Origin of the sequence: Cryobacterium sp. 10C3, from assembly GCF_034314285.1 — a bacterium.
GTDB classification, from domain to species: domain Bacteria; phylum Actinomycetota; class Actinomycetes; order Actinomycetales; family Microbacteriaceae; genus Cryobacterium; species Cryobacterium glucosi.
The window spans coordinates 1,066,484-1,087,392 of sequence record NZ_JAVIWF010000002.1 but is presented as its reverse complement, the minus strand read 5'-3'; the positions used below and the strand labels follow the sequence as shown (position 1 = coordinate 1,087,392).

18 protein-coding genes, 4 tRNA genes and 2 pseudogenes are annotated in these 20,909 nt (G+C 66.9%); 6 read left to right on the top strand and 18 right to left on the bottom strand.

The annotated features are described in order from the left end of the window. Positions 1 to 12 precede the first annotated feature (12 nt). Positions 13 to 1,406: pseudogene (locus RGU41_RS05825) on the bottom strand (replication-associated recombination protein A). A gap of 110 nt (positions 1,407 to 1,516) precedes the next feature. Here RGU41_RS05825 and RGU41_RS05820 point away from each other — a divergent pair. The 3 genes from RGU41_RS05820 (at position 1,517) to RGU41_RS05810 (ending at position 4,367) form a co-directional block, all read left to right on the top strand. Then, complete coding sequence (locus RGU41_RS05820; RefSeq protein ID WP_134449455.1) at positions 1,517 to 2,329, top strand: peptidylprolyl isomerase; 813 nt, start codon at positions 1,517 to 1,519, stop codon at positions 2,327 to 2,329. An 85-nt stretch (positions 2,330 to 2,414) separates the two neighbouring features. Beyond that, positions 2,415 to 3,647: a DUF349 domain-containing protein gene (locus RGU41_RS05815; protein WP_134559867.1), complete on the top strand. Its 1,233-nt coding sequence runs from the start codon at positions 2,415 to 2,417 to the stop codon at positions 3,645 to 3,647. A gap of 105 nt (positions 3,648 to 3,752) precedes the next feature. Next, the gene (locus tag RGU41_RS05810; RefSeq protein ID WP_134561160.1) at positions 3,753 to 4,367 is read left to right on the top strand and encodes a hypothetical protein; all 615 of its coding nucleotides are present in this window, start codon (positions 3,753 to 3,755) and stop codon (positions 4,365 to 4,367) included. On the opposite strand, the gene RGU41_RS05805 is transcribed toward RGU41_RS05810, so the two are convergent. From RGU41_RS05805 to RGU41_RS05725, 17 genes and pseudogenes are all read right to left on the bottom strand, one after another. After that, positions 4,354 to 6,624: a bifunctional (p)ppGpp synthetase/guanosine-3',5'-bis(diphosphate) 3'-pyrophosphohydrolase gene (locus RGU41_RS05805; protein WP_322135772.1), complete on the bottom strand. Its 2,271-nt coding sequence runs from the start codon at positions 6,622 to 6,624 to the stop codon at positions 4,354 to 4,356. The genes RGU41_RS05810 and RGU41_RS05805 overlap by 14 nt on opposite strands. 129 nt (positions 6,625 to 6,753) lie before the next feature. Beyond that, positions 6,754 to 7,770 carry a protein translocase subunit SecF gene (gene secF / locus RGU41_RS05800; protein WP_134449451.1) on the bottom strand — a complete coding sequence of 339 codons (1,017 nt, stop codon included), beginning with the start codon at positions 7,768 to 7,770 and terminating at the stop codon, positions 6,754 to 6,756. Further along, positions 7,770 to 9,488: a protein translocase subunit SecD gene (gene secD / locus RGU41_RS05795; protein WP_322135771.1), complete on the bottom strand. Its 1,719-nt coding sequence runs from the start codon at positions 9,486 to 9,488 to the stop codon at positions 7,770 to 7,772. Before secD ends, secF begins: the two co-directional genes overlap by 1 nt. A 63-nt stretch (positions 9,489 to 9,551) precedes the next feature. After that, complete coding sequence (gene yajC, locus RGU41_RS05790) at positions 9,552 to 9,977, bottom strand: preprotein translocase subunit YajC (protein ID WP_322135770.1); 426 nt, start codon at positions 9,975 to 9,977, stop codon at positions 9,552 to 9,554. A gap of 99 nt (positions 9,978 to 10,076) precedes the next feature. Beyond that, positions 10,077 to 11,090, bottom strand: a complete 1,014-nt coding sequence (gene ruvB / locus RGU41_RS05785) for a Holliday junction branch migration DNA helicase RuvB (RefSeq protein ID WP_174774635.1) — start codon at positions 11,088 to 11,090, stop codon at positions 10,077 to 10,079. Positions 11,091 to 11,143: 53 nt separating this feature from the next. Then, positions 11,144 to 11,773, bottom strand: coding sequence for a Holliday junction branch migration protein RuvA (ruvA, locus tag RGU41_RS05780; protein ID WP_322135769.1), 630 nt, complete (start codon positions 11,771 to 11,773; stop codon positions 11,144 to 11,146). After that, entirely contained in the window at positions 11,770 to 12,369 is a 600-nt protein-coding gene (gene ruvC / locus RGU41_RS05775; RefSeq protein ID WP_174774634.1) for a crossover junction endodeoxyribonuclease RuvC, read from the bottom strand. Before ruvC ends, ruvA begins: the two co-directional genes overlap by 4 nt. Positions 12,370 to 12,381: 12 nt before the next feature. Then, a pseudogene (locus RGU41_RS05770) lies at positions 12,382 to 13,145 on the bottom strand (YebC/PmpR family DNA-binding transcriptional regulator). 177 nt (positions 13,146 to 13,322) lie between these two features. Further along, the gene (locus RGU41_RS05765; protein WP_277870858.1) at positions 13,323 to 13,856 is read right to left on the bottom strand and encodes a DUF1697 domain-containing protein; all 534 of its coding nucleotides are present in this window, start codon (positions 13,854 to 13,856) and stop codon (positions 13,323 to 13,325) included. 61 nt (positions 13,857 to 13,917) lie between these two features. Then, positions 13,918 to 14,511, bottom strand: a complete 594-nt coding sequence (pdxT, locus tag RGU41_RS05760) for a pyridoxal 5'-phosphate synthase glutaminase subunit PdxT (RefSeq protein WP_134449443.1) — start codon at positions 14,509 to 14,511, stop codon at positions 13,918 to 13,920. A gap of 9 nt (positions 14,512 to 14,520) precedes the next feature. Continuing rightward, on the bottom strand, positions 14,521 to 15,423 hold the full coding sequence (pdxS, locus tag RGU41_RS05755; protein ID WP_134449442.1) for a pyridoxal 5'-phosphate synthase lyase subunit PdxS: 903 nt from the start codon (positions 15,421 to 15,423) through the stop codon (positions 14,521 to 14,523). Between the two features lie 81 nt (positions 15,424 to 15,504). Next, entirely contained in the window at positions 15,505 to 16,059 is a 555-nt protein-coding gene (locus RGU41_RS05750) for an HIT family protein (protein WP_174774630.1), read from the bottom strand. A 1-nt stretch (position 16,060) separates the two neighbouring features. Then, a complete protein-coding gene (thrS, locus tag RGU41_RS05745; protein ID WP_416173140.1) occupies positions 16,061 to 18,013 on the bottom strand; it encodes a threonine--tRNA ligase in 1,953 nt (650 codons plus the stop codon). Between the two features lie 91 nt (positions 18,014 to 18,104). After that, the gene (locus RGU41_RS05740) at positions 18,105 to 18,656 is read right to left on the bottom strand and encodes an HIRAN domain-containing protein (RefSeq protein ID WP_322135768.1); all 552 of its coding nucleotides are present in this window, start codon (positions 18,654 to 18,656) and stop codon (positions 18,105 to 18,107) included. Between the two features lie 222 nt (positions 18,657 to 18,878). Beyond that, a tRNA-Val gene (locus RGU41_RS05735) sits at positions 18,879 to 18,950 on the bottom strand. Between the two features lie 35 nt (positions 18,951 to 18,985). Then, positions 18,986 to 19,059 (bottom strand) — tRNA-Cys (locus RGU41_RS05730). Positions 19,060 to 19,109: 50 nt separating this feature from the next. After that, positions 19,110 to 19,181 (bottom strand) — tRNA-Gly (locus tag RGU41_RS05725). 158 nt (positions 19,182 to 19,339) lie between these two features. Between RGU41_RS05725 and RGU41_RS05720 the strand changes: the two genes are divergently transcribed. The 3 genes from RGU41_RS05720 to RGU41_RS05710 all read left to right on the top strand — a co-directional run bounded on the left by RGU41_RS05720 (position 19,340) and on the right by RGU41_RS05710 (position 20,880). Further along, positions 19,340 to 19,412, top strand: a tRNA-Val gene (locus RGU41_RS05720). A 374-nt stretch (positions 19,413 to 19,786) separates the two neighbouring features. Then, on the top strand, positions 19,787 to 20,047 hold the full coding sequence (locus RGU41_RS05715) for a hypothetical protein (protein ID WP_134448022.1): 261 nt from the start codon (positions 19,787 to 19,789) through the stop codon (positions 20,045 to 20,047). 143 nt (positions 20,048 to 20,190) lie between these two features. Further along, positions 20,191 to 20,880 carry a M50 family metallopeptidase gene (locus tag RGU41_RS05710; protein ID WP_416173179.1) on the top strand — a complete coding sequence of 230 codons (690 nt, stop codon included), beginning with the start codon at positions 20,191 to 20,193 and terminating at the stop codon, positions 20,878 to 20,880. Positions 20,881 to 20,909 lie beyond the last annotated feature (29 nt).

The window sequence follows — 20,909 nt, the reverse complement described above, 5'->3', positions numbered from 1 at the left end:
GCGCGCCCGCCGTCAGTCGCCGCGGATGATCCGGCGCAGCTTGCCGAGGCGTGCCGAGACTTCGCGTTCGTTGCCGTGTTCGGTGGGTTGGTAGTAGCGGACCGCCTTGAGTTCGTCCGGCGGATACTGCTGCTGCACGACTCCGACGGTGTCGTCGTGCGGGTAGCGATAGCCCTTGCCGTGCCCGAGTCGTTTGGCGCCGGCATAGTGGGCATCGCGCAGGTGCTTCGGCACCCGGCCGGTTTTGCCGGCGCGGACGTCAGCGATCGCCGCGTCGAGCGCCATGTACGCGGCGTTGGACTTGGGTGCGGTCGCGAGGTGCACGACGGCCTGGGCGAGCGGGATCCGCCCTTCCGGCATCCCGATCAGCTGCACGGCGTCGGCTGCGGCGACCGCGATCACGAGGGACTGGGGGTCCGCCATGCCGATGTCCTCCGAGGCGAGGACGATGATGCGGCGCGCGATGAACCGCGGGTCTTCCCCGCCTCGATCATCCTCGCGAGGTAGTGCAGGGATGCGTCGACATCCGATCCGCGTACCGACTTGATGAAGGCACTGATCACGTCGTAGTGTTCGTCGCCGTTGCGGTCGTAGCGCAGCAGCGCCCTGTCGACGGCGAGGGCGACTGTGTCGCTCGTGATGACCGGGCGAAGGTCCGGCTCCGGCGCTTCGGGATCGACACCGTCATCGTCATCGTCATCGTTCACGGTGCCCGATGCTGACGTCCCTGACAATGCAGAGACGGATGCCGCCTCGAGCGCCGTGAGCGCACGGCGGGCGTCGCCGGAGGCAAGCCTGATGATCGTGGCACGGGCGTCCGGTTCCAGCACGAAGCGATCGGCGAGACCCCGGGCATCCGTCACGGCCCTGTCGATGACGACCCCGAGGTCCTCGTCGCTGAGCGTTTCGAGGGTGAGCAGGAGGGACCGGGACAGCAAGGGCGCGATCACGGAGAAAGAGGGATTCTCGGTCGTCGCGGCGACGAGGATGATGACCCCGTTTTCGACCCCGGGCAGCAGTGCGTCCTGCTGGGCCTTGCTGAACCGGTGGATCTCGTCGAGGAAGAGCACGGTCGACAGTCCGTAGAGGTCGCGGCTCGTGCGCGCCTCCTCCATCACCTGCCGGACGTCGCGCACGCCGGCGGACACGGCGGAGAGTTCGACGAAACGACGGCCGGAGCTGTGCGCGATCGCCTGGGCGAGGGTCGTCTTCCCGGTGCCCGGCGGACCCCAGAGAATCACCGAAACCGCGCCGCGCTCCCCCGACTTGTCACTGGCCAGGCTGACCAGGGGCGAACCTGGGGTGAGAAGGTGCCGTTGGCCGGCGACTTCAGCGAGGGTCGTCGGGCGCATCCGTACCGCGAGGGGTGTTGCGCCGCTGCGCAGTCCGGGTTGTCCATCGACCATGCCTCAAGCGTAGTTCGCACCGCTGACACCGGCGTCCGAGCTGCGGTCCTCTCGTTGTAGAGTTCAAGCTGGTTGCGGAACGAGTCCGCGCGGATTCCCGGAGGACAGCCGTGGCAGCGAACAAGAAGCAGGATCGCGACGAGCGCGAGGCCCGCATCCGGGTTCGCGCATACCAGGCCCGCCGGGCTGTTCACGAACACCAGCAGTCCCGCCGCCGCAGGGACAACATCGTGGCAGGCATCGCCGTCCTCGTCGTCGCCGTGCTCGCCGTCGTCGCCCAGGTCTACTTCTTCAACGGCGGTCCCGGCACCCCGGCGCCGAGCTCCTCCGCAACGGCAGCACCCACGGCCACACCGTCGGCGACCCCGACCGCTGCGGCCGGCGCGAACACCGGAACCGTCCCTCCGAGCACGCTCGCCGAGGGCCGCACCTGGACGGGCACCCTCGGCCTCAACGGCATCAACCTCGGGATCGAACTCGACGGCGCGGCGGCCCCGCAGGCGGTCTCGTCCACGATCAGCCTCGTCCAGTCCGACTTCTACTCCGACCTGACCTGCCACCGCCTGACGACCTCGGGCATCTACGTGCTCCAGTGCGGCGACCCGGCAGGCGACGGCTCAGGCGGCCCCGGATACAGCTATGGGCCCGTCGAGAACGCGCCGGCAGACAACGTCTACCCGGCGGGATCGATCGCGATGGCACGCCAGAGCGCCAATGGGTACAGTCAGGGCAGCCAGTTCTTCATCCTCTACGAAGACTCGACCATCCCGGCGGATGCCGCAGGCGGCTACACGGTGATCGGCCATGTCACGAGCGGGCTCGACCAGGTGAAGGCGCAGATCACGGACGCCGGAGTCGCAGACGGTTCGACGGACGGCGCCCCCAAGGTCACCACGTTAATCAGCGCCTTCAGCGTCCAGTAGTTCCAGCCGTCCGGGCCTTGCAATAGGCTTGACCGGGTATTGGCCCAGTGTGGGCACACACACATCGACATCTAAGGTGAGACTCTTGACTACGACAGATCAGCAACCATGGGGTCGCGTAGACGAATCCGGCACGGTTTTCGTGCGCGAAGCGTCGGGCGAACGCGCGGTTGGCCAGTATCCTGACGCGACGCCGGAGGAGGCCCTGGCCTACTTCGAGCGCAAGTACGTCGAACTCAACGGACAGGTCACCCTTCTGGAACAGCGCGCCAAGGGCGGCGCACCGGCTGCGGACATCGCAAAATCGGTCTCGCACCTCGCGAAGACCGTTGCGACCGCCAACGCCGTCGGCAACCTCGCGGCCCTCGTAGAGCGTCTCGGCGCCCTCGGCGGCGCCGTCAGCGAACTCACGGAGCAGCAGGGTGCCGAATCGAAGGCCGCCGCAGTGGCCGCCGTCGCCGAACGCGCCGCGATCGTCGAGGAGGCCGAGGCGCTCGCAGCAGAAGACCCGGCCAAGACGCAGTGGAAGCAGACAAGCGCAGCCCTCGACGCACTGTTCGCCAAGTGGCAGGCGCACCAGCACGATGCCCCTCGCATCCCCAAGGGTGAGGCCAACGAGCTCTGGAAGCGTTTCCGCGCTGCACGCACGACCATCGAGCAGAACCGTAAGGCGTTCTTCGCCGAGCTCGACACGGCGCACAAGGACGTCCGTAACCGCAAGCAGCAGCTCATCGAGCAGGCGGAGGCCCTCGCGCCGAAGGGCGCAGACGGGATCCCCGCCTATCGCACGCTGCTCGACGAGTGGAAGCTCGCCGGCCGCAGCGGCAAGAAGCAGGACGACGCCATGTGGGCGAAGTTCAAGGCCGCCGGCGACGTGCTGTACTCCGTCAAGTCTGAGATCGACGCCCAGGACGACGAGGAATTCGCCGGGAACCTCGTCGAGAAGCTCGCGCTCCTCACCGAGGCCGAAGCGCTCCTCACCGAAACCGACCGCACCAAGGCCCGCACCGCGCTCAGCTCCGTTCAGCGCCGCTGGGACGCGATCGGCAAGGTTCCCCGCGACTCCGTCAAGGTCGTCGAAGATCGCATGCGCAAGGTCGAAGCGGCCGTCCGCAAGCTCGATGACGATCACTGGGTGCGGAACAACCCGGAGACCAAAGCGCGTACGGAGGGCCTCGCCGGCCAGCTGCACGACGCGATCGCCAAGCTCGAGGCCGAACTCGCGACCGCAGAGGCAGGAACCGATGCCCGCGCGATCACGGAAGCCCGCGAGGCGCTCGAGGCCCGCAAGGCGTGGCTGAAGGCCATCGGCCAGTAGGCCGCAACCCGCGGAGTCCGTCCACAAGCGACGGGGCTCCGGCAGCTGTCCACAGATGCCGGAGCCCCGTCGCTCTCGTGTACTCCCGGGGCGCACCCTGTCCAGGTGCCCATCCGACTCCCCGACGTCCTTTCCCCGCGCGATCTCCCCCTCGCAGAGCTCTCGAGCCTGTGCCTGGACGGAGAGCTGTTCCGCGTCGGCGACTTCTGGAGCCCGGTGGACCTCGCGGAAGACCGGGACCAACGGGCGCGGTCCCTCGCCCTCCTGGTGCCGGCCAAGGCGATCGCGGAACGGCTGACCGCCGCGTGGATCTACGGCCTCGCTCCCGAGCCGGGGCGCCACCAGTTCTGCGTGCCCATCACGGCGCGGGCGTACTTCCCGCCGTCACCGCGTTTCGGCGTCCGCGAGGTCGCCTGTGACCTCGAGAACACGATCCGCGTCGGCGCCCGCACCGTGCGCAGGGACGGTATCCTGCCGGGCGGCCTTCTCGTCACCCGGCCGCTGCGCACCGCACTCGACCTCGCGCGCTGGCCTCCCCCGGAGTCTCCCGCCCCGTCAGCCCTGATCGGTGCACTGCTCCGCCTGGCCGGCCACCCGGACACCTCGGCGGCGAGGCGCACCTGCGCCATCGACCGCCTCCCGTACACCCACAGGGCGCTCGTTCAGCTCGACGCCGCGGAAACGGCCATGCAGGCGCTCGGAGAGCCTACCCGTCGTTGACGCGGTAGACGTCGTAGACGGCGTCGATGCGACGCACGGCGTTGAGTACCCGGTCCAGGTGGGTCGTGTCACCCATCTCGAAGACGAAACGGCTGATCGCCAGCCGATCGCTCGAGGTGTGCACGGTCGCGGAGAGGATGTTGACGTGATGTTCGGAGAGCACCCTGGTCACGTCCGACAAAAGTCCTGAGCGGTCGAGGGCCTCGATCTGGATCTGGACCAGGAACAGGCTCTTCGACGTGGGGGCCCAGTCGACCTCGATCATCCGCTCCGGCTCCTTGAGCAGCGACTGCACATTGCGACAGGATGCCTGGTGCACGGAGACTCCGGCGCCGCGAGTGATGAACCCGACGACCTTGTCTCCCGGAACCGGGGTACAGCAACGGGCGAGTTTGACCAGGATGTCCGGGGCACCGCGGACGAGGATCCCGGAGTCGCTGTTGCGCAGCGTCTGGGTGCGTCCGTTCGGCGCGAACGGCAGATCGGTCGCATCGCTCTCCTCGACGCTCTGCAGGGTCGCGACGACCTTCTCGAGCACCGACTGCGTGCTGATGTGCCCCTCGCCGACGGCGGCGTAGAGCGCGGAGACGTCCTCGTACTTCATCACCGCTGCGACCTCGGCGAAGGAGTCCTGGTTCATCAGCTTCTGCAGGGGAAGGTTCTGCTTGCGCATCGCGCGGGCGATGGCGTCCCTGCCCTGTTCGATGGCCTCGTCGCGGCGTTCCTTGGTGAACCACTGCCGGATCTTGTTGCGGGCCCTCGGGCTCTTGACGAAGTTGAGCCAGTCCTTGCTCGGCCCCGAGTCCGGGTTCTTCGAGGTGAAGACCTCGACGACGTCCCCGGTGACCAATGGGCTCTCGAGGGGCACCAGCCGCCCGTTGACCTTGGCACCCATGGTGCGGTGGCCGACCTCCGTGTGCACGGCGTAAGCGAAGTCGACGGGGGTCGCTCCCGTCGGCAGGCCGATCACCCGGCCCTTCGGGGTGAAGACGTAAACCTCTTTGGCGCCGATTTCGTAGCGCAGCGAGTCCAGGAACTCGCCGGGGTCCGCGGTCTCGGCCTGCCAGTCGGAGATGTGCGCGAGCCAGGCCATGTCGGTGTCGCTCTGCGGGCCGGGCCCCGAGCTCTTGCCCGTGGTCTGTTCCTTGTACTTCCAGTGCGATGCGACGCCGAACTCGGCACGCTGGTGCATCTCCTGGGTGCGGATCTGGATCTCGACGGCGCGACCGCTCGGGCCGAGCACCGTCGTATGCAGGGACTGGTAGAGGTTGAACTTGGGTATGGCGATGTAGTCCTTGAACCGGCCGGGCAGCGGCGTCCAGCGGGCGTGGATCGCACCGAGCACGGCGTAGCAGTCCCGAACCGAGTTCACGAGGACACGGATGCCGACGAGGTCGTAGATCTCGTCGAATTCGCGTCCCCGCACGACCATCTTCTGGTAGATCGAGTAGTACTGCTTGGGCCGTCCCGCGACCTTGCCGCGGATGCGCGCGGCCTTGAGGTCTTCGACGATCGCGTCGATGACGTGCTGCACGAACTCCTCGCGCTGCGGGGTGCGCTGCTTGACGAGGCTTTCGATCTCGGCGTAGAGCTTCGGATACAGGACCGCGAAGGACAGGTCTTCGAGCTCCCACTTGATGGTCTGGATCCCGAGGCGGTGCGCGAGCGGGGCGTAGATCTCGAGCGTCTCCGTCGCCTTGCGCACCGCGGACTCTGCGGGAACGAATCCCCAGGTGCGCGCGTTGTGGAGCCGGTCTGCGAGCTTGATGATCAGTACCCGGATGTCCTTGGACATCGCGACGATCATCTTGCGAACGGTCTCGGCCTGGGTGCTGTCGCCGTACTTGACCTTGTCGAGCTTCGTCACGCCGTCGACGAGCATCGCGATCTCGTCGCCGAAGTCGGCGCGCAACTGGTCGAGGGTGTACTCGGTGTCTTCGACGGTGTCGTGCAGCAGGGCGGCGGCAACGGTCTTCGGGCCGATGCCGAGGTCTGCGAGAATCTGGGCGACGGCGACCGGATGGGTGATGTACGGTTCTCCGCTGCGGCGCACCTGACCCTCGTGGGCGCGTTCCGCTGCGGTATACGCGCGCTCGATGATCGACAGGTCGACCTTCGGGTGGTGCATCCGCACGGTCCGCAGCAGGGTGTCCACGGCGCCGACCGGCTGGGCGCGGGAGAAGATCCGCGGAACGAGGCGTCGGAGGGAAGCGGCGGGCAGCGGCGCGTTCGGTGGCGGTGTCGTCGTTTCCGTCATCTCATACCTCGTTCGCGAGCGCCCGGCCATTCCCGGGCATCCAGCAATTATCGCGCCTTTTTCGACCGCTCCGTGCCGCTCCCCTCGAATTAGCCGGGGAGCGGCGCTATTGGCGGTGATCCGGTGCGGCTAGACGGTGACGCGCACGTCCGTCTTCGGCGCGGAGGACGCCTTGGCGCGCAGGGCGAGCGCCTTCTTGTCACGCTTGCGCACTCCGGGTTCCATCGTGCGGAGCTGGGCGTACAGCGGAGATGCGATGAAGATGGTCGAGTACGCGCCGGCGATGATACCGATCAGGAGCGCGAGCGAGATGTCGCGCAGCGTTCCCGCCCCGAGCACGAACGCGCCGATGAAGAGGATCGAGCCGACCGGGAGGATCGCGACGACGGAGGTGTTGATGGAACGCACGAGCGTCTGGTTCACCGCGAGGTTGACAGAGTCTGCGAAGGTCCTGCGCGATTCCGGTCCGTCTTCGCGGGTGTTCTCTCGGATCTTGTCGAACACCACGACGGTGTCGTAGAGCGAGTAACCGAGAATCGTCAGGAACCCGATCACCGCGGCCGGGGTTATCTCGAACCCGGTGATCCCGTAGAACCCGGCCGTGATGATGAGGTCGTGCAGCAGCGCGACCATCGCGGCGAGGGACATCTTCCAGGTCCTGAAGTACAGGGCCATGCCGATCGCGGCGAGGACGAGGAAGATCCCGAGGCCCCTGAGTGCCTGACCGGTGATGTCAGCACCCCACGACGGGCCGATGAACGATGCCGTGACCTGCTCGGCGGGCACGCCGTACGCGTCGGCGAGTGCTGTGCGCATCTGCCGGGTCGCGTCGCTCGACAGCTGGTCCGTCTGAATGCGGATGCCGGTGGTGCTGACGTTCGACACCTTCGGGACCGCGGAGGGCTCGATGCTCGTCACGGCCTTGACCGCGAGCGACTGGTCCTGGGTCGCGACGTCGCTCACGACGAATTCGGAGCCGCCGGTGAATTCGATACCGAAGACGAAGCCGCCGCGAAGCTGGGGCACCACGAGCGCGATCAGGATGGCGATACCGGCCAGGGAATACCAGACCTTGCGACGCCCGATGATGTTGAAGGAGCGCTTGCCGGTGTGCAGGTCGTTGCCGAACTGGGAAAAGCTCGCCATTAGGAATCCTTCCCGTCGGTCGACCGATCCGAGGAGGATCCGACGAGTTCTGATGCTTTCCGCTCGGCGATGGTCTGGCGCTTCGCGGCCTCACGGCTCGCGGACGACAACTTGGCGGAGGCGACCTCGTCTGAGGGCCGGAACTTCGCCCTCCCCCGGTAGGTGGCTCCGAGAGCCCTCGGGTCCAGGCCGCTGAACCGGTGGCCCTCGTTGAAGAAGCGGGTCTGGGCGAGCAGCTGCAGGACCGGGTGGGTGAAGAGCGCAACGACGACGACGTCGACGATCGTCGTGAGCCCGAGCGTCAGGGCGAAGCCCTTCACGTTTCCGACGGCGACGATGAAGAGCACGCCCGCGGCGAGGAAGTTGACCGCGTCGGAGGCGAGGACCGTGCGGATGGCGCGCTTCCAGCCCGCTTCCACGGCCGATTCCAGCCCGCGGCCGTCGCGCAACTCGTCGCGCACTCGTTCGAAGTACACGATGAACGAGTCCGCCGTGATTCCGATGGCGACGATCAACCCCGCGACACCGGCGAGGGAGAGCCGGTAGCCCTCACGCCAGGACAGGATCGTGATCAGCAGGTAAGTGATGACGGCGGCGACGACGAGCGACGCAACAGTGACGAAACCGAGCAGTCGGTACTGCAGGAGCGAGTACAGGACGACCAGGATGAGTCCGATCAGGCCGGCGATGAGGCCGCTCACGAGCTGGGTCGAACCGAGGGTCGCCGAGATCGTGTCCTGGCTCTGTACGGTGAAGCTCAGCGGCAGGGCTCCGAACTTCAGCTGGTCCGCGAGAACCTTCGACGATGCCTGATCGAAACTGCCGCTGATCTGGGCGTTGCCGTCCGTGATCACGGCGAGGGTGCGTGGCGCGGAGATGACCTTGCCGTCGAGCACGATCGCGAACTGGTTCTGCACGCCGGTGAGGCCGCTCAGCCGGGTGCTGACCGTCGCGAAGTCCTTGGTGCCCTGATCGTCGAACTTGATGTTGACGACCCACTCGCCGGTGGTGGCACCGGACTGGGTCGTCTTCTGGCCGTTGGTGGCGTCGGAGACGTTCTCGCCGCTGACCTCCACCGGCCCGAGGATGTACTTGACCGAACCGTCTGTCTCACAGGTCACGAGCGGCTGGTCGGCCGGTGCGACGTTGGAGGTGTCGATGGTCGAGCAGTCGAAGGCGTCGTACTGCGCCTGGAGCGCCGGGGTCACCCAGCTGAGATCGCTGCCGTTCGTCGGTACGGCCGTCGGCGTGCTCGACAGGCTCGGGTCGACCGTGGCTACCGGAGTCGGCGTTGCGGTGCCGTCGGCGCCGACAGCTGCCGTCGACGGGGCGGCGGCGACCAGGACCGGGCGGAACTCGAGCTTCGCGGACGATTCGATCCGGTTGATGGTTGCGTCGTCCGGGATTCCCGGGATCGACACGACGATGTTCTGGCCGCTCGTGTTGATCTCCGCCTCGGAGACACCGGAGGAGTCGATGCGCTGCCGGATGATCGACACCGCCTGGTTCAGCTGCTCCTGGGAGACGGACTGACCGGACTCGAGCTTCGGCGCGAGGATGATCTGCGTGCCACCCTCGAGGTCCAGGGCCAGCTTGGGCGCCCAGGACCCTCCGGCGGTGAGGACACCGAAGAGGTTGACTGCGATCAGGCCGATGACGATCACCCCCAGCCACGTCAGGGAACGCCAGGCCTTCTTGGCCGGAGTCGACTTTGCCACCTTGGAACTCAGCTTTCTATACGCGTGCGGGCGCCACAAGGACGCGAGCCGGGCGAGGGTTGGTTACGCGTCGCCCTTGGTGGGGTCGCTCTTGGTCGAATCGGTTGAGGGGGCCTCGTCGGCAATGCGCTCACCGAACTCTGGTTCGCCCAGGAGGATCGCGTCGTCTTCATTGAGCCGGGCCGCGCGCGCGTCGTCGGTCGACGACTCGAGTTCGGCATCGGCTTCGTCGGCGGACTCGTCGGTGACGGCGGGCTCGACGACGCGGGAGATCGCCTGGCGGTGCATCTGGACGACGGTTCCGGGAGCAATCTCGAGCTCGACCTTGTTTGCTTCCTCGTCGATCGACAGAATGGTTCCGTACATACCGAAGTTGGTCATGACGTTCGCGCCCGCGACCATCTGCGACTGCAGCGACGCCTGTTCCTTCTGGCGCTTGCGGCCGTTGCGGAACATAAAGAACACCAGCAGCGCCAGTACGGCGAGCATGACGAGAGTCAACGGATCCATAGTGCAGCAAAGCCTTTCAGTTGCGGCGCGGTGGCCGAAGCGTGTGCGTACATGCGGCTCGGAGCGAACCACATCGAATTATAGGTCATCAAGCGGAAGGGCGGGTTGGCGGCCGACGTCGTTCGGATCGGCGAGCCCGAAGTGCCGCCAGGCGGCTGCCGTCGCCACGCGGCCACGCGGGGTGCGCGTGAGGAAGCCTATCCGTACCAGGAACGGCTCAACGACCGACTCGACGGTCTCGGCTTCTTCCCCCACCGAGACGGCGAGGGTGTTCAGTCCGACCGGCCCACCCCCAAAACGGGTAAGGATGATGTTCATGACCTCGCGGTCGAGCCTGTCGAGGCCGATCGGGTCGACGTCGTAGAGCTCGAGGGCCGCGTGGACGGCCGCCAGGTCGGCGGCACCGCCATGGACGAGGGCGTAGTCGCGCACCCTGCGCAAGAGCCGGTTCGCGATACGCGGCGTTCCCCTGCAGCGACCGGCGATCTCCGCGATGGCCTCCCTGTCGATGTCGAGGTCGAGCATGGTCGCCGCGCGGGCGAGGACCTGTTCCAGCTCCTGGCTGGCATAGAACTCGAGGTGCGCCGTGAACCCGAACCGGTCGCGAAGCGGGTTCGGGAGCATCCCGGACCGTGTCGTCGCGCCGACGAGGGTGAATGGGGCGAGGTCGAGCGGCACGGACGTGGCGCCTGCGCCCTTGCCCACCATGATGTCGATGCGGAAGTCCTCCATTGCGAGGTAGAGCATCTCCTCTGCGGACCTCGCCATCCGGTGGATCTCGTCGATGAAGAGCACTTCGCCTGGCACGAGGGAGGACAGCACCGCTGCCAGGTCGCCGGCGTGCTGGATGGCCGGACCGCTCGACATGCGCAGCGGGCGGTTGCCCTCGTAGGCGATGATCATGGCGAGCGTTGTCTTGCCGAGGCCGGGAGGGCCGGCGAGCAGGATGTGGTCTGGTGTGCGATTCTGCATCGTTGCGGCGGTGAGCATGAGCTGCAACTGGCCGCGCACCTTCTGCTGGCCGACGAATTCCGCGAGGCTCCGCGGGCGAAGCGCGCCCTCGAATGCCAGCTCGGCCTCACCCTCGAGCAGTGGGCTCGTGAGCTCGACCCCGGGGTCCGGCGTCGCCGCGAACTGTTCCGATGTCACTGCCGGTCCTCCGAAGCCTGGTGCGCCGGTCCGAGCCGGGCGAGGACGAGCCTCAGCAGGGCGGCGACACCGATCAGGTCGGGTTCGGCGGCCTCGGCGAGGGTCTCCCTGACGGCTTCCTCCGCGACGCGCTCGGACCAGCCGAGGCCGATCAGGGCGGCCTGGACGCTCGCTGCGGGGCTTGCCACGGAAGGACGCCTGGTGCGGGGTGCGCCGTCGACGGCCGAAACCACGACCTTGCCGGCCAGGGACAGGATGATGAGCTTCGCGGTCTTCGGCCCGATGCCGCTGACCTTGCGGAAGACGGCGTCGTCTTCACCTGCGACGGCCTGGGCCACCTGGTTCGGGGTGAGCACGGCGAGTACGCCGAGCGCGGACTTCGGGCCGACCCCTGTGACGCCGATGAGAAGTTCGAAGACGGACAGCTCGTCGGCGGTCGCGAAACCGTAGAGGGTGAGCGAGTCCTCCCTGACCAGCAGGGTTGTCAGCAGGCGCGCCTCGCTGCCGTGCCGGAGGCCGAGGGCGGTCGTCGGCGTCACCTGCACGGCGAGCCCGACTCCCCCGACCTCGAGCACCGCCGTCGAGCCAACGGCGGAGAGGACGAGTCCACGTACGGAAGAGATCATCGCTTAAGCCTACGGGGCACCGCCGACGCTGCCGCTCCGCGCTCCGCGGCGCGCCACGCAGCCTGTGCCGGCGTGAGTGCGCCGCCCGCGAGCCCGTCCGTCGTCGGAAGGGTGCCTCCTGATGCCCCGGTTCGCCAGGCGTGGCAGATGGCCAGTGCGAGTGCGTCCGCGGCATCCGCCGGTTTCGGGACCTCGCTGAGGCCGAGCACGCGGGCGACCATGGCGCCGACCTGGGCCTTGTCGGCCGAGCCGTAGCCGGTGATCGCCGCCTTGACCTCGCTCGGGGTATGCAGGGTGACCGTGAGGCCGCGCTGGGCGGCGAGCAGGAGGGCGACCCCGCTGATCTGGGCGGTGCCCATCACCGTGCGCACGTTGTGCTGGGCGAAGACGCGCTCGATCGCGACGAAGGCCGGCTTATGCCGGTCCATCATCTCCTCGAGTCCTCGGCTCAGCAGCAGCAGGCGCTGCTCGAGTGGCAGGTCGGGCGAACTGCGCAACACGGTGACGTCGACGAGGGTAGCCGTGCGGTTCGGCGCGACGTCGACGACACCGACGCCGCAACGGGTGAGCCCGGGGTCGATTCCGAGCACCCGCACGGCCACCGTTGACTACTCGTTCTCGGCTTCGAGCTCAGCGGAGACTGCGGCAGACACGGCGTAGTTGCTGTAGATGTTCTGCACGTCGTCGAGTTCCTCGAGTGCGTCGATGAGCTTGAACACCTTGCGAGCGGTCTCCGCGTCGACGTCGATCGTGAGCTGCGGGACGAAGGCGATATCGGCCGAGTTGTAGTCGATTCCGGCGGCCTGCAGTGCCGTACGGGTTGCCACGAGGTCCTGGACCTCGCTGAAGACCTCGAAGGTCTCCCCTCGTCGACGACTTCTTCGGCACCCGCGTCGAGGACCGCGCCGAGAACGTCGTCTTCGGTCACGCCGTTCGCCTTGGAGACGACGACGATTCCCTTGCGGTGGAAGTTGTAGGCAACACTGCCCGGGTCGGCCATGTTGCCGCCGTTGCGGCTGACCGTCGTGCGGACTTCAGCCGCAGCGCGGTTCTTGTTGTCGGTGAGACACTCGATCATGATGGCGACGCCGTTTGCGGCGTAGCCCTCGTACATGATCGTGGTGTAATCGACGACGACGCCGGCGAGGCCGGCTCCGCGCTTGACCGCACGGTCGATGTTCTCGTTGGGGACCGAAGTCTTCTTGGCCTTCTGGATCGCATCCACAAGCGTCGGGTTACCCGACAGGTCGGCGCCGCCCATCCGAGCGGCGACCTCGATGTTCTTGATCAGCTTGGCGAAGGCCTTGGCCCTCCGTGAGTCGGTGACCGCCTTCTGGTGCTTGGTAGTCGCCCACTTGGAATGTCCGGACATGAATCTCCCGTTGTCGTGCTTGGCTGTCTGATTGTGGTGCCGGCCGTCTGCCGCCAGTGGCAGAAAAGCGAATTCGTCGCACCAATGCGCTGTTGGCCAGTCTAACCCGAGGTGCCCGATCCGCCCCGCCGGAGCCGTCCGGCAGGCGTGGCGGACGCCCTGACGAAGCAGGGAGGATCAGAGCGTGATGATTTTCTGCAGGGTGTTCAGGTTGCGGGTCGTCGTCGTGGCGCGGTATTTCACCTTGGCGCTCTTTTTGCTGAAGGCGCTCTTGATTCCGACGGCACGCCGGACCTCCCAGTAGAGGACGCCGTGGCCGAGTTCGATCCGCTCGTCCGCCTGGTCGAGCTCCCTGGCATGGCCGGCGAGCTCCGCGAGGTGGGAGGGGTCAGAACCGAACATGACGTAGGCGTGCCAGCCCTCCCGTTCCGGGAACGGGTAGGACCGCACCTCGCGGGCGAGTTCTGCCTCGTCGATCAGCACAATCCAGGCCTCGTAATCGAAGCGCTCCGACAACGCCGCCTCGATCCGGCTCTTGATCGCGTCCGGTGAAGCCTCGGCCGCCTCGTCGACTGTGAAGACGACGTTGCCGCTCGCGACCACCGTCTTGACGTCCGAGTAGCCGAGGCCCTCGAAGGTCTTCACGAGATCATTCATGGCCACGGTTATGCCGTTGACATTGATTCCCCTGAGCAGGGCTACATATCTCATCATCGTTGACTCATGCCAGAACCCTAGTCCCGCAGCCGGCAGGCGGGAAACCCCGGCCGGATCAGCCGAGGAAGCGGGCGGCCGCGACCGTTCCGAGGAAGTACTCGTGGAAGCGGTGCTCCCCCGTGATCTCCGGGTGGAACGAGGTGCCGAGCAGGCGCCCCTGCTCGACCGCGACGCAGCGGCCGTCGGCGAGCCGCGCGAGGGCCCTTGCCTTCGGACCGACGGTATCGACGACCGGGGCGCGGATGAACACCGCGTGCACCGGCGCATCGCCGAGCACCGGTACCTCCAGATCGGTCTCGAAGGACTGCGTCTGGGAGCCGAAGGCATTGCGCCGGACGCTGATGTCGAGGCCGCCGATGCTCTCCTGGCCGCGAATGCCGTCGACGACGGTGTCCGCGAGCATGATCAGTCCCGCGCAGGTCCCGTAGACCGGGAGGCCGGCCCTGACGGCGGCGCGCAAGGGATCGGCGAGGCCGAAGGCCCGCGCGAGCTTGTCCATCACGCTGGATTCGCCGCCCGGAATCACGAGCCCGTCGACGCGGGCGAGTTCTTCTGGTCGGCGCACCAGGACGACGTCCGCTCCGAGGGTGCGCAACACCTGCGCATGCTCGCGGAAGTCGCCCTGGAGGGCGAGTACTCCTACCGTCACCTGTTCGAGCTACCAGCCGCGCTCGGAGAGGCGGTGCGGTGCCGCGAGGTCGGACACGTTGATGCCGACCATGGCTTCGCCGAGGCCGCGAGAAACTTCGGCGACGATCTTGGCGTCGTCGAAGAAGGTGACGGCCTTGACGATCGCGTTGGCGCGCTGCTCCGGGTTGCCGGACTTGAAGATTCCGGAGCCGACGAAGACGCCGTCCGCGCCGAGCTGCATCATCATCGCGGCGTCTGCAGGGGTGGCCACGCCGCCCGCGGTGAAGAGCACGACGGGGAGCTTGCCGGTCGCGGCGATCTCGACGACGAGCTCGTACGGCGCCTGCAGGTCCTTGGCCGCCACGTAGAGCTCGTCCTTGCTGAGCGAAGCGAGGCGCTTGATCTCGGCGTTGATGGTGCGGATGTGCTTGGTCGCCTCCGAGACGTCGCCGGTGCCGGCCTCGCCCTTCGACCGGATCATCGCGGCACCCTCGTTGATGCGGCGGAGCGCCTCACCGAGGTTGGTCGCGCCGCACACGAACGGCACGTCGAACTTCCACTTGTCGATGTGGTTCACATAGTCGGCCGGGCTGAGGACCTCGGACTCGTCGATGTAATCGACGCCGAGCGCCTGCAGGACCTGCGCCTCGACGAAGTGACCGATGCGGGCCTTCGCCATCACGGGGATGGAGACCTCGGCGATGATGCTGTCGATCAGGTCCGGGTCACTCATCCGCGCGACGCCGCCCTGGGAGCGGATGTCCGCGGGAACGCGCTCGAGCGCCATGACGGCGACGGCTCCGGCATCTTCGGCAATGCGGGCCTGGGCTGCAGTGACGACGTCCATGATGACGCCGCCCTTCATCATGTCGGCGAGTCCGCGCTTGACGCGGCTCGAACCAAACTGCTCGATGGATGTTGTTTCAGTCATAACGTGAATTCTATTCCTTGCGTCTGGTGGGAACTCCGCGAGCAGCGGCTGCGGGAGCGGGAATGGTAGGGATGGGTGGAGCTAGTCCTCGTCGCGCGGCCAGCCGTCCGCGACCATCCGGCGGACGTCGCCGAGCAGCTGCGGAATGGCCTTGGTCTTCGCGATGATCGGGAAGAAGTTCGAGTCTGTGGCCCAGCGCGGAACGATGTGCTGGTGCAGGTGTTCGGCGATGCCCGCTCCGGCGACCCTGCCCTGGTTCATCCCGATGTTGAAGCCGTCGCAGTTGGAGGTCACGGCGAGCACGCGCATCGCCACCTGGGTCAGACTACCGATCTCGGCGACTTCCTCTGGCGTTGCTTCGTCATAGGTCGCAATGTGGCGGTACGGGCAGACGAGCAGGTGGCCGCTGTTGTACGGGAACAGGTTGAGGAGCACGTACGCGTGCGTGCCGCGGGCGACGATGAGCGCCTTCTCGTCGGTCATCGCCGGGGCGAGGCAGAACGGGCAGGCGTCGGCGTGCGGCTGCGTGCCGTCCTGGATGTAGACCATCCGGTGCGGCGTCCACAACCGTTGGAAGGCATCCGGTACGGCCGCGAAGTCGCTGGACGATTCGATCGTCTCGTCTCCGGCGTCCATCTCAGACCTGCGCCTTCGTTGCGATCGCGTCGACGATACGGGCGATCGCATCCACGACGGGGATGCCGTTCTCCTGGGTACCGTCCCTGAAACGGAAGCTCACCGATCCGGCCGCCCGGTCGTCTTCGCCTGCGATCAGCTGGAACGGCACCTTCGCCTTGGTGTGGGTGCGGATCTTCTTGGGCATCCGGTCGCTCGAGGTGTCGAGTTCGGCGCGCACCCCGAGTGCCTTCAGCTGCCGGATGACTTCACCGAGATAGTCCTCGTACGCTTCGGCGACGGGGATGCCGACGACCTGGACCGGGGACAGCCAGACCGGGAAGGCGCCGGCATAGTGCTCGAGGAGGATAGCGAAGAAGCGCTCGATGGAGCCGAGTAGGGCACGGTGGATCATCACCGGCTGCTGGCGGGTCCCGTCGGAGGCGGTGTACTCCAGGTCGAAGAGTTCCGGCTGGTTGAAGTCGAGCTGGACCGTGGAGAGCTGCCAGGTCCTGCCGATCGCGTCTCTGGCCTGCACGGAGATCTTCGGGCCATAGAACGCCGCTCCGCCCGGGTCGCTGACCAGTTCGAGCCCGGACTCGACGGCGACCTGCCTGAGGGTCTCGGTTGCCTCGTCCCACTGCTCGTCGGTGCCGACGAACTTCACCGGGTCCTTGGTGGAGAGTTCGAGGTAGAAATCGGTGAGCCCGTATCCCCGCAGCGTCTCGAAGACGAACTCGAGCTGGCTGGCGACTTCCGCCTTCACCTGGCTCGCGGTGACGTAGATGTGGGCATCGTCCTGGGTGAGCCCGCGCACCCGGGTGAGGCCGGACAGCGTTCCGCTCTTCTCGTACCGGTAGACGGTTCCGAATTCGGCCAGACGCAGCGGAAGTTCGCGGTAGCTGCGGCCCCGCGCCTTGAAGATGAGGTTGTGCATCGGGCAGTTCATCGGTTTGATGGCGTAGTCCTGGCCCTGCCGGGTGATGTTCCCCTCCGCGTCGACCTCTTCATCGAGGTGCATCGGCGGGAACATGCCGTCCTTGTACCACTGCAGGTGCCCGCTGGTCTCGAACAGGTGCGCCTTGGTGATGTGCGGGGTGTTGACGAGGTCGTAGCCGTTCGCGAGCAGCTGCTCGCGCATGTAGTTCTCGATCTCCGCGCGGATGATCCCGCCCTTGGGGTGGAAGACCGCCAGTCCGGAACCGATTTCCTCCGGGAAGGAGAACAGGTCGAGTTCCTGGCCGAGCTTGCGGTGGTCGCGCTTGGCGGCTTCCTCCTGGCGAGCCTGGAAAGCGCGCAGCTCGTCCTTGGTCGGCCAGGCGGTCCCGTAGATGCGCTGCAGCTGCGGGTTCTTCTCCGAGCCGCGCCAGTATGCGGCGGCGAGTCTGGTCAGCGAGTATCCGTTGCCGATCATGCGGGTGTTCGGCAGGTGCGGGCCACGGCAGAGGTCTTTCCAGACCGTCTCGCCCGTCTTCGGGTCGACGTTGTCGTAGATGGTGAGCTCGGCGCCGCCGACCTCGACCGATTCGTTGTCCGCGGTGGCCGCGACGGCGCCGCCCTTCAGCCCGATCAGCTCGAGCTTGTACGGTTCCGCGGCGAATTCGGCCCTGGCGTCTTCATCGGTCACGACGCGCCGCACGAAACGCTGGCCCTGGCGGATGATGCGGTCCATGGCCTTCTCGAGCGCCTTGATGTCTTCTGGCGTGAACGGCACCTCGACATCGAAGTCGTAGTAGAAGCCGTCCGTCACGGGCGGACCGATCCCCAGGCGTGCCGCCGGGTTGACGTTCTGCACCGCCTGGGCGAGCACGTGCGCTGCCGAGTGGCGGAGGATGTTCAGGCCATCCGGCGACGAAATCGTCACGGGTTCCACGACATCCGTCTGGGTCAGCGTTGCGGCGAGATCCTTGAGCTCACCGTTGACGCGCATTGCGACAACAGACCGGTCGGTGAAAAGCTCAAAGCCGTCAGCCACGTGTAGTACTCCTCAGTATTGTGCGAACCCCTCCAACTTTAGCGGCGCGGTCGCGACCGGGATTCCCGTGCGGCTCGGGCGGCTGCCAGGCTCAGGCCACGAGGACGGTGTCGTGCGCACGCAACGGCACGGGTGCCCCCTGCGGCAGCCGGCGGAAGAGATGCCCGATGACGTCCGGTGAACAGGCGATCACCTTGACGAGCCCTGGCCGGTCACGGGCGAGAGTCGGATCGGATGCGAGGGTGACCGCCAGGAGCCCCGCTCCGCCGTCGAGGAGCGGGGAGAGCCCGGCGGCGATCCGCGGGCTGACGTGGCCGACCGGGCGCCCGGTCGCAGCGTGGACGGCGATCCCACGGGGGCCGGACCCGTGCGCCTGCTCGCGGACGAGCGCGACGACCGAACCGGGCTGGAGGAGTCCCTCTCGTGCGACGATCGTGCGCTGGTCGACATTGTGCAGCCAGAAGCTCCAGATGCCGAGGCCGCGCAGGTGGCTGTTGCCGAGCGCGACGACCCGGCCGGTGCTGGGCTCCGTCAGCCACAATTCACCGGCGTCGGCGGCGAGGTACAGGGTGGGCAGTCCTTGCGCATCGGCGATGAGCAGGCGGTCCCAGTCCTGCGGCGGCAGGTACCTGCTTGCCGGCACCCCGCGACGGGGGCCCTGCTGGCGCCCGGGCGGTCGGTGACGTCAGCGCCGACGACGGCCGGGAAGTCGGTCGCCCGGCGGCCGAACCGGATGCCGTGCGGCACCGTGTGCGAATTCATGGCGAACCTCCCCTTGAGAGTGCTGCACCAGACTCCGGACCGGTATCCCCATTCCGGTGGACGTTAAACGAAAAAACCCCCGGGGTAACCGGGGGTTTATCTGTGGGCGATACTGGGATCGAACCAGTGACCTCTTCCGTGTCAGGGAAGCGCGCTACCGCTGCGCCAATCGCCCAAATCTAGTGCTTCAAGAACTTCGTTCTCCAAGACTGGAGGTGGATACGGGATTCGAACCCGTGTATACGGCTTTGCAGGCCGCTGCCTCGCCTCTCGGCCAATCCACCGTATTCGGGTTCATACCAAAGAGAATCGGCCTTTCGGCCGATTCAATTCGAGCGGATGACGAGATTCGAACTCGCGACCCTCACCTTGGCAAGGTGATGCGCTACCACTGCGCCACATCCGCAACTGCGCGCATTTCTGCGTGCTTTGAAGACTGTACCGGTACTTTTCCGGATATACAAACCGAGCGGAACTTGAGCGTGCGGTGGCGCGTCGGTGCACGACAGACGCCCGGTCTGGGCTAGTATCGAGAGTCGCGGTCGAACAAAATTCGCTCGCCGCGGGCGATTGGCGCAGTTGGTAGCGCGCTTCCTTCACACGGAAGAGGTCATCGGTTCGAGTCCGGTATCGCCCACTCCTACAGAGGAGAAAACCCCGCCGGAGCGGGGTTTTTTGTACCCTCGTACTGGGGGGGCCAATCCCGCCAACCTGAGTGCGTCCTGTGCCAAGCTCTTCTTCAAGCCGAAGGACCATCCCATTGGATCCCCGGCCCAGCGAACCCTCCTTCGTCTTCATCACGAAAGAGCGCTGTACTCCCGTCCTGTTCCGTGAAGTGAACCGAGTCGCATCGTTCGCTTCCCGGGACTCGTGAACGCCGCACGACGACGGCTGCGTTCGACCTGCCGCATGCACGCCTCGCGGCAGACCTCGTGCGTCCGTCGCCGGCCGTTCCAGACACCACCCGGTAATCCCCCCAGCAGTAGTACAACAGCCAGAAAGGCTCCTCTCATGACTTCCGTCGAAACCACAACGGCCACCCCCGGCAAGATCCTCGGCATCGTCGGGTTCATCCTCGCCTTCATTCCCTACCTCCAGCTGCCCGGCCTCATCGTGAGCATCATCGGCTTCAACCAGGCCAAGAAGGCCGGCGCCCCCAACGGCCTCGCCAAGGCCGGCATCATCCTGAGCGCGATCTTCCTCGTGCTCTTCGTGGTCATCCTTGTCGTCATCTTCTCTGTGGCAGCGGCCAACCCGACGCCCAGCGCCTAAGCACCCGGTTCAGCGCGTCCCGCTCCCCTCAGGCCCCGGCCTTCAGGGGAGCGGGACGTTTTCCATGTCCGGCGCTCTGACCCTGGCAACGTCCGGATGGCCTCGCCCACCTAGTCTGTGAACATGGATCTCCTGCTCGGCTTCTGGGAACGTGTCACGGCCAGGAACGATGTACTCCCCTCATCCCCGCCTGGCTCACCATCGCGGCCGCGGCCGCCATCGTGCTCGTCCCGGCGTTGTGGCGGGCCTGCAGGAATGTGGTCACCATCGCGCATGAGGGCGGCCACGCGCTCGTCGCGACCCTCGGCGGCCGACAGCTCGACGGCATCCGGCTGCACTCTGACACGTCGGGGCTCACCGTCAGCAGGGGCAAACCCCGCGGACTCGGGATGGTGCTGACCCTGCTCGCCGGCTATTCCTCGCCCGCCCTGCTCGGACTCGGTGCGGCCTGGCTCCTGAGCCTGGGGTATTCGGTCGGACTGCTCTGGCTCCTGCTCGCGGCCCTCGCCCTGCTTCTCATCCAGGTGCGCAACTGGTTCGGACTCTGGTCCGTGCTCGCGACGGCCACGGTGATCTTCGCGGTCACCTGGTTCGGTTCCGCGTTCGTGCAGAGCGTCTTCGCCCTGCTCGTGACGGCATTCCTTCTTCTCGGCGCCGTACGCACGGTGCTCGAGCTTCAGGGATCACGCTCCCGCCGCCGCGGCACAGCCTCGGATGCCGACCAGCTCGCCCGCCTCACGCACATCCCCGGCCTGCTCTGGGTGGGTGTCTTCCTGATCATCGCGATCGCGTGTGCTGTGCTCGGCGCCGGCCTCCTCGGATCGGGCGGCTGAGCCGAGATCCCCGTCGCGACGGGGGTCGA

What these genes read in the sequence shown, in the direction of transcription:
- RGU41_RS05765 (WP_277870858.1), bottom strand. Translation starts at nt 13,856, where the DNA reads ATGAGATATGTAGCCCTGCTCAGGGGAATCAATGTCAACGGCATAACC.
- pdxS (WP_134449442.1), bottom strand. Translation starts at nt 15,423, where the DNA reads ATGACTGAAACAACATCCATCGAGCAGTTTGGTTCGAGCCGCGTCAAG.
- RGU41_RS05750 (WP_174774630.1), bottom strand. Translation starts at nt 16,059, where the DNA reads ATGGACGCCGGAGACGAGACGATCGAATCGTCCAGCGACTTCGCGGCC.
- secF (WP_134449451.1), bottom strand. Translation starts at nt 7,770, where the DNA reads ATGGCGAGCTTTTCCCAGTTCGGCAACGACCTGCACACCGGCAAGCGC.
- ruvA (WP_322135769.1), bottom strand. Translation starts at nt 11,773, where the DNA reads ATGATCTCTTCCGTACGTGGACTCGTCCTCTCCGCCGTTGGCTCGACG.
- yajC (WP_322135770.1), bottom strand. Translation starts at nt 9,977, where the DNA reads ATGCTCGCCGTACTGGCGCTGCTGGTGTTCTTTATGTTCCGCAACGGC.
- RGU41_RS05715 (WP_134448022.1), top strand. Translation starts at nt 19,787, where the DNA reads ATGACTTCCGTCGAAACCACAACGGCCACCCCCGGCAAGATCCTCGGC.
- RGU41_RS05805 (WP_322135772.1), bottom strand. Translation starts at nt 6,624, where the DNA reads ATGACGGAAACGACGACACCGCCACCGAACGCGCCGCTGCCCGCCGCT.